The sequence below is a fragment of the Novosphingobium ginsenosidimutans genome, assembly GCF_007954425.1.
GTDB lineage: Bacteria > Pseudomonadota > Alphaproteobacteria > Sphingomonadales > Sphingomonadaceae > Novosphingobium > Novosphingobium ginsenosidimutans.
Window position 1 is genome coordinate 2704480 of sequence record NZ_CP042345.1, and the last position, 12682, is coordinate 2717161.

Genomic DNA, 12682 nt, shown 5'->3' on the forward strand with positions numbered 1-12682 from the left:
GGTCGCGCGCCGACGTCAACCAGCGCATCCACGATGCCGCGCGAAGGCTCTTTGCCGAACTTGGCTATCATGGCGCAACCACGCGCGAGATTGCGCGGGTTGCCGATGTGTCAGAAACTCTGCTGTTTCGCTACTATGGCAACAAGGCAGTTCTCTTCGATGAAGTCGTGCTGCAACCGTTCAACCGCCTGCTCCAAGACTTCCTTGCGCAGCGCCCGACCAGCACCGATCCGCGTGCCGACGAGCACTTCATCTTTACGGCGGTCTATGATCTGATCGAGCAGAACCGTGCACTGTTTACTGCGCTGCTTTCGGCGCGCGGGCCACGGGAAGAGGCTGGTTCCATGCCACAGTTCGAAGGGCTGGTTTCGTTTTTCCGCGCCGGCACGGCCGAACAACTCCAGAAGTATGCCGACCGCGGCGAGGTACCGTCTTTCGATGTTGGACTCGGGCTGAGGTTGGCGTTCGGAATGCTCGCTGCTTCGGTCCTGCTGCGCGACTGGCTCTTTCCCGAAGGTGCTCCGTCGAACGACCAGATTGTTTCACTGCTTGAGGGCATGGTCGGACGTGCCCTCGATCCGGGCCCTGGAACGGTACTGTCCGATTGACCCGGCGACCCCCAGCACTTATGTAGTGATCACTGTATAAGAGAGGATGGGCTGAAAATGACAACCCCACTACGGATCGAGGAATTCGACGACACCGCGTACGACCCGTTCACATCCGACGAGGTCAACTTCGGTGATGATCTCGATCCCTATCCGCGCATTCACGCCTTGCGTGCGGGGGGGGCAGTCATCCCCGGGTCGTACCGCGAGCACATGGGGTACCCTTGCTTTTACGGAGATGGGCCGAAATTCACGGTTCTGGGAAGTAGCGAAGCGGAAGAGGTCCTCACCGACGCATCGCGCTTCTCCAACTCGGGCTACCGGCCTACGCTAGGCACCACGTTTGGGATGGGCAGCATCAGTACGCTTGACAATCCCGAGCATGGACGGTGGCGGCGAATATTCCAGAAGATCTTCCTACCCCAGTACGTGCGCACCTGGGGCACCACCATAGTCGATCCGGTGGTGGATGGCCTCATGGCCAGGTTCCTTCCGCGCGGCTCGGCAGACCTCGTGGAAGAATTCACGCAGCGCTACCCGTTCGAGGTTATCTACCACCAACTCGACTTGCCAGCGAGTGACGTCCATACATTCCAGCGCCTGGCAATCGGCCAGACCGATTATGTCCATATGGCGCAGGCGCAGGAGGCGGGTGTCAAGCTCGGCCACTATTTCCGTGCGCTCATTGATGCACGACGGGCCGAGCCCGGCGAAGATCTGGTCAGCCTCCTTGCCACTACCGAGGTTGATGGTGAGCACTTGCCAGAAATCGTCCTGGTCTCGTTCCTGCGCCAGCTGATGAACGCGGCAGGCGACACCACCTATCGTGGTACCAGCGTGCTGCTCACCGCGTTGCTGCGCAATCCGGACCAGTTGGCCGCGATCCGCGCCGATCGTAGCCTTATACCTGCCGCGATCGAAGAAGCGCTGCGCTGGGATGGACCTGTGCTGTCCCAACTTCGCGTTGCGATCCAGGATACGGTCGTGGGCGGGGTTCATATCCCTGCGGGGGCGTCTCTGGATGTGCTCGCCGGTGCCGCAAACCGCGACCCGGATGTCTACAAGGATCCCGACCGTTTCGATATCTTCCGCGACCGGCGTCCGCATTTTTCATTCTCGCGAGGACCGCATATCTGCGTCGGTCAGCATTTGGCCAAGGTGGAAATGACGCGTGCGCTCCACGCTGTGCTGGACAAGCTGCCAGGGCTGCGTCTCGATCCCCAGCGCCCAGCTCCGGAAATCCGAGGCATGATGATGCGGGTGCCCGCCCACATTCATGTGCTTTTCGACGCCTGACGTCCAGGACCAGCAGACGAGGGAGGCCCGCAATGTCTACGCCGATCGAGCCGTCGCTTGCCCGGCGGCCTGACCATGTGCCTGAGGCCCTGGTGGTAGATTTTGATTTCTACGAGTTGCCCGGATCGGACGAGGACATTCAGACCGCCTACCGCCAGTTTCAGGTGCAAGGCCCGGATATCTTCTGGACTCCCCGAAACGGAGGCCATTGGGTCGCAACCCGGGCGGATGACATCCTGGTGATGCAGAAGGATCACCAGCGCTTCTCCTATCGCCACATCACCCTGCCGCCGATGCCCGAGGTGGCCCCGCGGCAAATACCGCTCGAGATCGATCCTCCGCAGCACGCGCATTATCGCCGGCCGCTCATGCAGGCGCTTCAACCTGCGGCAGTGGCAAAGCTCGAGCAGGGCGTTCATGACGTTGCCGTCGAGGCTATCGAGCGGCTCCTACCCTTGGGCGAATGCGAGTTCGTCGAGAACTTTGCCAAAGTGCTGCCGATCCACGTGTTCCTTCGCATGGTGAACCTGCCGCTCGAGGACAAGAATTTCCTGCTGCCGATCGCAGAGGATTCGGTACGAGGCCGCAATGCCGAAACGCGCTTCAAGTCTATGGTGGCTATGGGCGCCTATCTGCAAAAGTGGGTGAATGAGCGACGTGAAGCACCGGGGGACGACCTTCTCACGCAAATTGTCAACGTCGAGATCAACGGTCAGCGCATCTCGCATGATGAAGCGATTTCCTATGCGGCGCTTGTCCTCTTCGGTGGGCTCGACACGGTTGCGGGCATGCTCTCGTTCTTCGCGCGCCATCTCGCGACTCATGATGTGCAGCGCCGCCAGATTGTCGAACGCCTCGACGACGATGCTTTTCTCAAACGTGCAATCGAGGAACTGATCCGCCGGCATGGTATGGCGAACACCGCACGCGTGGTGACCCATGATTTCGAGTACAAAGGCGTGAGGTTCCGGGCCGGTGATCGGTTGCTGCCTCCCAATCTTCTGGTGGGCATCGACGACAGGCTCAACCCGGATCCACTGACTGTCGATTTTGCGCGGGAAGGGGGCATCCATGCCGCCTTTGGCAACGGGCCCCATGCCTGTCCCGGCGCTAGCCTGGCTCGCCGTGAGCTGCGCATCTTCCTGAGAGAATGGCTGAGCCGCATTCCCGAGTTCCGGATCAAGGCTGGGACTAAACCTGTCATGGCGACGGGCATGGTAAACGGCATCCTCAAGCTCGAGCTCGCCTGGTCGTGACCCTGTCGGGGCGGGGCGGCCAGCATCGCAGGCGCGATGACCCGAGGCGACCTGCAGCCAGGGACTGGTGATTGGCGATGGTGCGGTTAGCGTAATCCCTCGCAAAGTCCCGCCTAAGACCGGTGGGCAAGGAGAATGGCCTGCCATGGCGATCGTCAATCCGCCACTCGAAGCTGAATACGATCTCGTAATCGTCGGATCGGGGGGAGGCTCGGTACCAGCTGCGCTTGTAGCAAAGCAGCAGGGAAGGACTGCGGTTATCCTTGAGAAAGAGACCCGCTTTGGCGGTTCGACCAGTTTTTCGGGTGGCGTCTGGTGGATCCCCAACAACAGCCTGCTGCGCGAGGCGGGGATTGCCGACAGCTTCGAACGCTCACGCGAGTACTTTGACAGTTGCGTCACGTATTCAGGGCCGGCAGTTACACCTCAACGAAGGGATGCGTTCCTCAAGGCGGCACCGCGGATGCTCGACTGGCTGCGCGACAAGGGCCTGAAAGTCCGTCGACCGCGCGATGATTGGCCCGACTACTACGACAATCTGCCAGGCGGCGAGCCGCAGGGCCGTTCGATCATGCCCGAACCTTTGAACCTTCGTGAATTGGGTCAGTGGGAGGATCATCTGGCGATTTACCCGCCAATGGCATCCCTGCCCATGCCCGCCGAGGAATATCCCACGCTGTTCCTGATGAAGCGGACCTGGGCGGGCAAGCGAAAGGCGCTGCGCATGGCTTGGCTCATGCTTCGTGACCGGCTGACAGGCAGGCAGACGGTTGGCAACGGCTCGGCGATCCAGGGACGAATGCTCCAGATCGCACTCCGCGAAGGGCTTGAAATCCAGCTAGGCAGTCCGGCGCGCCAATTGATCGTCGAGGGCGGTAAGGTCACGGGCGTGATGATCGAGCGCGATGGGAAATCGATACCGGTTCGAGCCCGACAGGGCGTGCTCGTTAACGTCGGCGGGTTTTCGCGCAACAAGTCATTCCGACAGAAGGTGACCGACGGCCCGACGACCGATGAGTGGACTAGCGCGAACCCGGGCGACACCGGCGAGATGGTCCAGGCGATGATCGACATTGGCGCAGCGACCGATTGCCTCGACACCGCCTGGTGGGTCGTTACTTCGCGCAACACCAACGGCGAGTGGCCAGAAGGGGCGATTTGGAAGGACGGGCGCGTGTTCCCGTTCATGCACCACCTCGACCTCAGCATGCCACACTCGATCATGGTCGACCAAAATGGTCGTCGCGTCGCTGACGAGGCCGGTGCCTACATGGAGATCGGCGAGCGGATATACCAGCGCAACCGCGAGACAGGGGGCAGGGCGGTACCCTGCTGGGTGATCTTCGAGAAGCGCCATCGCGAGCGATACCCCTGGGGCGCGATGCCGCCCGGCAAGACGCCGCGGTCCTGGCTCGACAGCGGCTACATGAAGAAAGCCGATACGCTCGAGGAACTCGCGGAACTCTGCGGTATAGATCCGCACGGACTGGTTGCCGAAGCACAGCGGTTCAATCGGTTTTGCGATACCGGGGTGGACGAGGATTTTGGCAGAGGCTGCCGCCGCTTCGACAAGCTCCATGGCGATCCGACGGTCAAGCCGAACCCCAGTCTTGGCAAGGTGGAGCAGGGACCGTTTTATGCCGTCGCGATCTATCCTGGCGATGTCGGCACCGCGGGCGGCGTTGTCACCGACGAGTACGCGCGCGTCCTCAAGGATGATGGATCGATAATTCCGGGCCTCTACGCCACCGGCAACTCGACAGCATCGGTCTTCGGTCGTTGCTACCCGGCGGCAGGGGCGAGTATCGGCGCGTCATTCACCTTTGGCTTCATCGCCGCGCATCACGCAACAGGGTCGAACGAGTTGGAACGCATCATCGCCTGAATGGCGGCGGGCGGGCCTGAGCTTGCACATGGCAACCGGCCGCTGCTCTCTCTCGACGTTCTGAGAGCAGCGACCGATTGGTTCTGTCGAGGCGTAGGGCCAAATCGAGGCCGAGATGCGATCAGGTCGCCTGGAAGGTGCTGCCCTCAACGCCAGCAAACATGGCTCGTCCGCCCTCTTCCAACCGGATGTATTCAAGATAGTGTCCGAGGGATTGCGTCGTATCGACATAGAGATAGTCGAGGGCGCCGGGCATCTCGCCTTCCATCGCAATTGCAGTGCCGCCTTCGACGTGTGCAGCCCTGATTGCCGAGAGTTCGGCCTTGCTATCGACCAGCATGCCAAAATGATGATGTCGAACGACGAAGTCCTGCCGACCGGCGATCCAGTTCGCGTAGAGCTCGACGGCATCGCCGACAGGTTCGATCAGCTCGATCATCGTCTGCTGCGCGAAGGCGAGCGAGATCCGCATAAAGCCGCCCGGCGGGTCCATCCTGCTAAAGGCGCCAGTACCGAACCTTTCGCGAAACAGCGCTTCCGCCCGGGCAACGTCGTTCGTTACGTAGGCGATCTGAAAAATCCTGTCCAACAGGGGAACGGTCATCGCGGTTGTCTCCATTGAGCACATGGTGTCAGTAGCCGTAGCGTCCGCGGTAAGCGGCGTAGCGCTCTTTCAGCGCATCGCTGCTGCCGCCGAAGTCCTCGGGGGTGAAGCGCTGCATCGTGGTCGAGCGACGGGGATTCGCGGCAAGCCAGCCACGCATTGCCACTTCAGCCTGCGCGGACAGTTCGAGGCCAAAGTGATCATAGATGCGATGCACGAAACCGATCTGGTCGCGGACGAAATCTGCAAACTGGACGTCGAAAACCTGCCCCGGATGCTTCGCCTTGACCTCGTCTGCGCGCCGCAGAGCTAGTTCCCAGAACTCTTCTTCGCGCGCATAAACACGGGCAGCATCAGCGTTTTCACCGCAAAACATGCGGTGTGCGGCACTGATCAGGTTAACGACAGAGGGAATTGACTGCAGCGGATCTCGGTGGGTTTGAACCACCATTGCATCCGGGAAGACTGCCAAGACTTCGTGGAGGGAAAGCGTGTCGGTGGGGTTCTTGAGAAGCCACCGCCGGTCCGGATCATTGGCACCGATCAACCGGAGATTGTCTGCAAAATGGCGATAGCTGGGGGTGTCATCCTGCATTCGATACCAGAAATCATACCTCGGGATGACGAACTGAGACGGGAACATGTTGGTGCAGAACCGTTGGGCCAGCAGATTGAGAGATTCCTCGACTGTGTCCACCGCCATGCCGTGATCTTCAAGGAATTCGGGAGCCTGTGCGATCATGCCATCAAGGATTGACTTCGAATTCCTGAAGTCCGGATTGTCGGACCAGGCGCTGCGCGGCGGACGCGGCTGAGGTGCAGCGCAGAGCCAATGCTCTGCTCCCTGGAACTGCGGGTCCATCGAAAGCAGCTTGTGCAATGCCGTAGTGCCCGAACGGACGATGCCAGTCACGATCAAGGGCCGAACCACCGGGCGCAGCATCGCCTCGGCATGGCGCTTGAAGCCGTCAATGGAGCGGAGCCGCCCGGTCAGGTGGCCGAGTATGCTTTCGCGAGCGGCGATTGCTCCTTGCGGAGACAGGTTTGCGCTATCCAGCTCATCGAGCAGTCGGTCAAGGCCTTCATGAAAGTCGGGCTTGCCGAAGTCTTCGAGACCGGTTCGACGCGCCGCTTCGGCACACATCTCCTCGCGGCTGCCTGCAAAAAGGCAGTCTTCGCCCACTTTGGCGATCCTTGTCACCCGATGTTCCTTTCCCAACCTCTCCGATGCGAATATTAGCCGCATTGCAGCCTGCCGCCGTCCCCAAATGGCAATGCAGCAAGGAAGGGCGCAATGGACGCTGAAGGTGAAAACGGGTTGATCGCTGCCGCGCATCAGGGGGTGATTGATCCAGCTGGCTGGAAGCCATTTGCAGCCGCTCTTCGCCAAACAATGGGCGCGGTTCACGCGAATCTGACTCTACGGCGAACTGACGCGCCAATGTCTGAGCTGACCTCCTTCGCCAGTGGCGGCGACGAAGAGGAAATCTCGCAGTTTTATTTCGGCGGTTTTCACCGCGAGGACCCGCTGCCCTACTATCGGCTTGGCGCGGGGCAGGTCTTCTCTCTTGCGGAGTTGTTCGGGCCTGGAGAGGAAGTCGGCATGGCGAGGATGCAGGGGTTGCTCGATCACCTTGGCGCCAAGCACCTGCTGATCGTGCGGATCACCGAGACCCACGGGGCGAACGCATGGCTGACAGTGATGGCTGATGATCCCGGCTTCTCCAGCAGAGATCGCGAGGTGCTCGGACGCCTTGCTCTGCATCTGGGCATTGCACTTGAGACCTATGTCCAACTCGCGGATGCCCACTCCCGGCTAGCAGCCTACGCGCGCGCGATGGACCGGCTCAATGTTGGACTGGTCACGCTGGCAGCCGATGGGCAGATCATTGATGCCGATCCGTTGGCTAGCCGGCTGATGGTTGCCGGCGAGGTCATGTCACGCGATCCGCGGGGACGGCTGGTACTGCAAAATGGCGGGGCTGCACGAACCCTCGCTGCGGCGCTTCGTGACTTCGCTCGCGAGGCCGCGGGCCGCCCTCGGGCGCTGCGGCTTGGCGACGCTGCCGGTGCCGACATGCTTCTATTGCCAGTGACTGAGCGGCCAGCAACGGGCCGGCACACACCTGTCCTGCGCGCATATGTGCACTGCGATCCGCGATCGGCTGGCGACAGCTTAGAATCACTGGCCGAGATGTTCCGCCTCACCGCGTCCGAGGCGCGGCTTGCGCTGGCCCTGGGCAAGGGGAATACGCTTGCGGAAGCAGCGCAAATGATGGGCATCACATTGCAGTCCGCGCGAACGTACTCAAAGCGCATCTTTCAGAAGACAGGCACCAGACGGCAGGCCGAGCTTGTTCGCCTTCTTCTTACCAGCACCCTGAGCCTTGCCTGAAGGCCGGCTCGGTAGAGGATGTCACTATTCCGGTCTGCCGAGCCGTACTCGGTTGCTTCGTTCCTGAGAGGGTCACTCTCAGGCGAGATATTCGTCGAAGAAAGCCGCTGCCGCGCCAATCGCCTGCTCGCGGAAGCCAGGCTTGTACGCATCAAGTTGATCCATCTTCAGCGACACCATTCGCTTGGGCTCCCCAGCGACCCGGTAAGCGGTCTGGATCGGCTCGTTGGGATGGTACACATCGTGACCCGTGAGCTGGACGATGCAGTAGGCGCGCGGTGCGATCTTGCGAGCGGTGTATGTCGCGTCAAACTGCATGACTTGTTCAAAGCTTTCGATCGTTATCTCCGGAGCTGAGTGCATCAGCATGTCGCCGGTTTTCTGATACCAGCCCATGACGTCCTCGATCATTGCTGGATCGGCCGGCATCGGCATGAAGCCATCCTCGGGCTGCGCTCCCATTGGCATCGTCGGATCTCCGCCTTCAACAAGGCGCTTGCGCCTTGCGGCAAGAAGGTACTTGCGTACGGCCAGATAGTCAGTTTCGCGATTGAGCGAACGGATCCAGAAGTCGCCATCGAGGATTGGCGCCTGCGCCACGCAAGCACGAACGCGGATGTCGTGCGCTGCTACATGGGTGACGATCCCGCCACCGAAGCTTGTTCCCCAGATGCCTATGCGGGTTGGGTCGACACCCGGCTGCGTTTCGAGCCAGTCGATCGCGGCACGGAAGTCCTCGACCTCCTGCATGGGCCAGAGCCGTCCGCGCGGTTCGCCGCCTGAAGTACCAAAATGACGATAGTCGATCGCCAGAGTAATATAGCCGGCTTCGGCGAAGAGACGCGCTTCCTGCACCAGACTGCTACGCGACACCGTGAAGCCGTGGCCGATGACCAGGGCAGGGTATTTGTGTTGAGCGTCGAACCCCACTGGCAGATGGAGAGTGCCCTCACAGGTGATGCTCTGACTGGCGAACTGGATGACCTTTTCGCTCATGACGTTTTCCTTCTGACGGGGTGAATTGTTTTCATGGCCTGCGGGTCAGGGCTGAGAGCACATCCTGGTCCATCCCTTCCCAGAATGGGCGCCACGTCGGGAAGTCTCCCGGCAGTTCGGGCAAGCGGCTCGCCCAAGTCTTCCAAAGTTGGAATGGGGGGGCAGGGCGCTCAAGAACGTCGGCAGAGTACCAGTGCTTCTCGTGCCGCGTCTCGAAGTACCACTGCCTGTCGCGCCGGACGTATCGATCGAAGTAAATGATCGCCATGACCACCCACTGGTCGCCGTCCTCGTGCTCGGCCCGGCAGTAGACTGTACCGGTCGCATGATCGTCGTCGATGAAATCGACCGTGTGCCCGCAGATCTGGTGGATTGATCGGTAAAAAGTGCGCACGCTTGGCACGATAAAGCTGCGCAGCGCATCGCGCCCCGTCCCACGGCGGCCACAGTCCACGTCCTCGACGAACAAGTTAACCCAAGCCTCGATATCGCGAGCATCAACCGCAAGCGCATAGCGGGCCGGGAGTTCCCCGATCGCCTGCCGTGCCTCCGTTCGCTCAACCCGGCGAGCCAGCTCGGTAATCTCGCTCATCCTGCCCTCCGTTGCAGCCTTACGATCTGGACACGGCCTTGCGACGAAATCGAAACCAACCCTCGGCCGGTCGGCCTTCGGTGATCAACTGGCGGTCCCGCCAGTCCTGATCAACGGGCGTCTATAGGATATATCATGGGAGTCGCGGCGATCAGGACCGGTGGAACGCATCGCAGCGAGCCACTCGTCAGGTATGTCGATGTCCACGAAGGCACCCGCTTTCTCGTTGACGCAGACCCGGTGGGCGATGGCCCACTTGCCGTTACGTTTTTCAAATCGGTCGACATAGCGCCCGAATGCGAGCGATGGCGGACCTTCGCGGTTCTCCCCGAGAAACAGGTAATAGGTTTCAGCATGGGCGGTGTCGCCGTCGATCTCGACGGTATGATTGGTGATGATATGTTGGTGGTGTGTCTGCGCTTGGGCATGCCAACCGATTGCCCAATTGCAGAATGCCTCGGGGTCACCTTCCGCTACCCCATGCTCATCCCAGGCGTCGGCGTGGTATGCAGACATCATCAGTGCCTTGTCGTGCCTGTCCACGCCGCGAGTGTATCGCAGAAGGCAGTCATGAATCTCCTGTCGATCCTTGGCCTGTCGGATGAATTCGACGAGGTCGGGTGTGATGCTTGTCTCGCTCATTGGCTTTCTCAGTCTCTTGCATGTCAGCGCACAATGCGTGCGAACCTACGCCTGCTTGAAGAATACTCGCCAACTATGGTCGTACTTGCTTCAACAGGTGGTCCCGGCCATAGTTTGATCATCGAAAGCCGGCGATAAGTTTACTGTATCACCGCGAGCACAGCGCCGACCTCGTAGGTTTCGCCCACCTGGGCTGCGATCCGGATCGTACCGCTGGCTGGGCTTTCGACCTCGTTGGTCGACTTGTCACTCTCGAGCAAGTAGATCACCTGGCCTTCGCTGACCTGATCGCCGTCGGCAACGAGCCATTCGGCGAGGACGCCTTCATTCATTGAAAAGCCGATCTTGGGCAGGAGGACTTCAGTAGCCATGGTTCAGTGGTCCTTGGTCAGCGCGATCGCAACTTCGGCGATCCGCGCGGCGGTGGGGGCATAGGCGGCTTCAAGCGGCTTGGAGAACGGCACCGGTGCGTAAGGCGCGCCGAGCCGCCCAACGGGGGCCTTGAGCTGGCCGAAGAACTCGGCCTGGAGCGTCGCGGCGATCTCCGCACCGACGCCGAACTGGGTGACCGCCTCGTGCGCGATCAGGCAGCGGCCCGTCTTCGCCACCGAAGCGAACACCGTCTCCTTGTCCCACGGCGAGATCGTGCGCAAGTCGATCACTTCGGCTGAAACACCGGCTGCCTCCATCGCCTCGACAGCGCCGAGCACTTCGGTGAGCACGCGCGAATAGCTGACGATGGTGATATCTGTGCCTTCCTTCGCAACCCGCGCCTTGCCCAGCGGCACCACGAAGCCAGTCGGCGGCGCCTCGCCGGGCGTCCAGTACGACGGCAGGTTCTCAATGTAGAGAACAGGGTCGGGATCGAGAATCGCGGCGCGCATCAAACCGTAAGCATCGGCCGGGTTCGACGGGGCGACGACCTTCATGCCTGCGGTGTGCGCAAACCACGCTTCGAGATAGTCGCAGTGTTGGCCGCCCGAGGCAAAACCGGTGCCGGTCATGGTGCGGATCACAATCGGGACGTGGGTCTGCCCACCAGACATGAACCGCAGTTTAGCCGCGTGATTGACGATCATATCCATCGCGACCGTCGTGAAATTCATCAGCATGATCTCGGCCACGGGCCTAAAGCCCACAAGGCTCGCTCCGATCGCCGCGCCGATGATCGCCTGCTCGGAGATTGGCGTCGAGCGAACACGGTGATCGCCAAAGCGGGTCGAGAGGCCCTTGGTAACACCGACTACGCCCCCTTCCTCCGGATCGGCAACATCCTCGCCGAGCACGAGCACCGTTTCATCCTCTGCCATGGCATCGGCGAGGGCGCTGTTGATTGCTTGCAGGATGGTGACCGGCTTGGCGTTGGTGGCGGTCGCGTTCATGCCACTTCTCCCTCAGCGTAGACATCACGGGTCAGTTCACCGAGATCGGGGAAAGCCGAGGCGAGCGCGAACTCGACTGCGGTATCGATACGCGTCTCGATCTCTGCTTCGATCGCGACGAGTTCCGCCTCGGTGGCGATCCCTTCCGCGATCAACCGAGCGCGGAAAAGCGGCACCGGGTCGGCATCCATTGCCGCCTGCTTCTGTCCCTTGTCCATGTAGGCATCGGCATCGCCGAACACGTGGCCGTAAAAGCGGAAGGTCATTGCCTCGATCAATGTCGGGCCGTCGCCAGCGCGGGCGCGGTCCACCGCCTCGCGCGCGGCAGCATACATCTCGACTGGATCGTTGCCGTTCACGCGCACGCCGGGCATGTTGTATGCAGCGGCTCGGTCAGCGACGCGCTTGGCTGCGGTCGCCTTTTCGTAGGTCGTGTGCTCGCTGTACAGGTTGTTCTGGCACAGAAAAATCACGGGCAGCTTCCAGACCGAAGCAAGGTTGAGGCTCTCATGAAACGCGCCGATGTTTGTCGCGCCATCGCCGAAAGTCGCCACCGTTACCCGGTTGTTGCCCTTGAGCTGCGAGCCCCATGCGATGCCATTGGCGATCGGCATTGATGAGCCGACAATGCCGGTCGTCACCATGATCCCCTTCTCGGGGTAGGTGAGGTGCATTGGCCCCCCCTTGCCCTTGCAGGTACCGTCGACCCGCCCAGCGATCTCGGCCCAGAGGTCATTGAGCGGCATGCCCTTCGCGAGCATGTCGTGAATGCCCCGGTAGATCGTCACCCAGTAATCGTCGTCGGTCAGCGCGGTCGCCATCGCGGCAGGGATCACCTCTTGGCCGCGGTAGCTGTAGTAGGGCATCACCAGTCGGCCGGTCATGATCACCTTGCGGCTGCGCTCGTCGTTGGCCTTTAACAGCGCGACCCGCTTGTAGATCCCAAACAGGGTCGTCCTGTCAGGCGCATAGGTGCTCGTCATGCCAGCGTCTCCGTCGGGTCAGCTTCACCGGTCTGTGCCGGGA

General features: G+C 61.1%; 13 protein-coding genes. 5 read left to right on the forward strand and 8 right to left on the reverse strand.

Features of this window, described 5'->3' with window-relative positions; genetic code table 11:
• Window positions 1-26: 26 nt before the first annotated feature.
• The 4 genes from FRF71_RS13290 to FRF71_RS13305 all read left to right on the forward strand — a co-directional run bounded on the left by FRF71_RS13290 (window position 27) and on the right by FRF71_RS13305 (window position 5045).
• Window positions 27-608: a TetR/AcrR family transcriptional regulator gene (locus FRF71_RS13290; RefSeq protein ID WP_238339564.1), complete on the forward strand. Its 582-nt coding sequence runs from the start codon at window positions 27-29 to the stop codon at window positions 606-608.
• 57 nt (window positions 609-665) lie between these two features.
• Window positions 666-1904, forward strand: coding sequence for a cytochrome P450 (locus tag FRF71_RS13295; protein WP_147091106.1), 1239 nt, complete (start codon window positions 666-668; stop codon window positions 1902-1904).
• Between the two features lie 32 nt (window positions 1905-1936).
• Complete coding sequence (locus FRF71_RS13300; protein ID WP_147091107.1) at window positions 1937-3160, forward strand: cytochrome P450; 1224 nt, start codon at window positions 1937-1939, stop codon at window positions 3158-3160.
• Window positions 3161-3305: 145 nt separating this feature from the next.
• Window positions 3306-5045: an FAD-binding protein gene (locus tag FRF71_RS13305; RefSeq protein WP_147091108.1), complete on the forward strand. Its 1740-nt coding sequence runs from the start codon at window positions 3306-3308 to the stop codon at window positions 5043-5045.
• Between the two features lie 121 nt (window positions 5046-5166).
• On the opposite strand, the gene FRF71_RS13310 is transcribed toward FRF71_RS13305, so the two are convergent.
• Window positions 5167-5649, reverse strand: a complete 483-nt coding sequence (locus FRF71_RS13310) for a VOC family protein (protein WP_161597976.1) — start codon at window positions 5647-5649, stop codon at window positions 5167-5169.
• Window positions 5650-5677: 28 nt separating this feature from the next.
• The gene (locus tag FRF71_RS13315; RefSeq protein ID WP_238339244.1) at window positions 5678-6850 is read right to left on the reverse strand and encodes a sulfotransferase family protein; all 1173 of its coding nucleotides are present in this window, start codon (window positions 6848-6850) and stop codon (window positions 5678-5680) included.
• Between the two features lie 93 nt (window positions 6851-6943).
• Between FRF71_RS13315 and FRF71_RS13320 the strand changes: the two genes are divergently transcribed.
• Complete coding sequence (locus FRF71_RS13320) at window positions 6944-8044, forward strand: helix-turn-helix transcriptional regulator (RefSeq protein ID WP_147091110.1); 1101 nt, start codon at window positions 6944-6946, stop codon at window positions 8042-8044.
• A gap of 78 nt (window positions 8045-8122) precedes the next feature.
• On the opposite strand, the gene FRF71_RS13325 is transcribed toward FRF71_RS13320, so the two are convergent.
• From FRF71_RS13325 to FRF71_RS13350, 6 genes are all read right to left on the reverse strand, one after another.
• Window positions 8123-9040, reverse strand: a complete 918-nt coding sequence (locus FRF71_RS13325) for an alpha/beta hydrolase (RefSeq protein ID WP_147091111.1) — start codon at window positions 9038-9040, stop codon at window positions 8123-8125.
• Window positions 9041-9071: 31 nt separating this feature from the next.
• Window positions 9072-9632 carry a nuclear transport factor 2 family protein gene (locus FRF71_RS13330; RefSeq protein ID WP_147091112.1) on the reverse strand — a complete coding sequence of 187 codons (561 nt, stop codon included), beginning with the start codon at window positions 9630-9632 and terminating at the stop codon, window positions 9072-9074.
• Window positions 9633-9716: 84 nt separating this feature from the next.
• A complete protein-coding gene (locus FRF71_RS13335; protein ID WP_147091113.1) occupies window positions 9717-10274 on the reverse strand; it encodes a nuclear transport factor 2 family protein in 558 nt (185 codons plus the stop codon).
• A gap of 140 nt (window positions 10275-10414) precedes the next feature.
• Window positions 10415-10645, reverse strand: coding sequence for a biotin/lipoyl-containing protein (locus FRF71_RS13340; protein ID WP_147091114.1), 231 nt, complete (start codon window positions 10643-10645; stop codon window positions 10415-10417).
• A gap of 3 nt (window positions 10646-10648) precedes the next feature.
• On the reverse strand, window positions 10649-11656 hold the full coding sequence (locus FRF71_RS13345) for an alpha-ketoacid dehydrogenase subunit beta (RefSeq protein ID WP_147091115.1): 1008 nt from the start codon (window positions 11654-11656) through the stop codon (window positions 10649-10651).
• Entirely contained in the window at window positions 11653-12639 is a 987-nt protein-coding gene (locus tag FRF71_RS13350) for a thiamine pyrophosphate-dependent dehydrogenase E1 component subunit alpha (protein ID WP_147091116.1), read from the reverse strand. The genes FRF71_RS13345 and FRF71_RS13350 overlap by 4 nt, the downstream gene beginning before the upstream one ends.
• Window positions 12640-12682 lie beyond the last annotated feature (43 nt).

Bases quoted from the DNA above. Each gene is read 5' to 3' on its own strand.
- FRF71_RS13320 (WP_147091110.1), top strand. From the start codon at position 6,944: ATGGACGCTGAAGGTGAAAACGGGTTGATCGCTGCCGCGCATCAGGGG.
- FRF71_RS13325 (WP_147091111.1), bottom strand. From the start codon at position 9,040: ATGAGCGAAAAGGTCATCCAGTTCGCCAGTCAGAGCATCACCTGTGAG.
- FRF71_RS13310 (WP_161597976.1), bottom strand. From the start codon at position 5,649: ATGACCGTTCCCCTGTTGGACAGGATTTTTCAGATCGCCTACGTAACG.
- FRF71_RS13340 (WP_147091114.1), bottom strand. From the start codon at position 10,645: ATGGCTACTGAAGTCCTCCTGCCCAAGATCGGCTTTTCAATGAATGAA.
- FRF71_RS13300 (WP_147091107.1), top strand. From the start codon at position 1,937: ATGTCTACGCCGATCGAGCCGTCGCTTGCCCGGCGGCCTGACCATGTG.
- FRF71_RS13295 (WP_147091106.1), top strand. From the start codon at position 666: ATGACAACCCCACTACGGATCGAGGAATTCGACGACACCGCGTACGAC.
- FRF71_RS13345 (WP_147091115.1), bottom strand. From the start codon at position 11,656: ATGAACGCGACCGCCACCAACGCCAAGCCGGTCACCATCCTGCAAGCA.
- FRF71_RS13330 (WP_147091112.1), bottom strand. From the start codon at position 9,632: ATGAGCGAGATTACCGAGCTGGCTCGCCGGGTTGAGCGAACGGAGGCA.
- FRF71_RS13305 (WP_147091108.1), top strand. From the start codon at position 3,306: ATGGCGATCGTCAATCCGCCACTCGAAGCTGAATACGATCTCGTAATC.
- FRF71_RS13350 (WP_147091116.1), bottom strand. From the start codon at position 12,639: ATGACGAGCACCTATGCGCCTGACAGGACGACCCTGTTTGGGATCTAC.
- FRF71_RS13335 (WP_147091113.1), bottom strand. From the start codon at position 10,274: ATGAGCGAGACAAGCATCACACCCGACCTCGTCGAATTCATCCGACAG.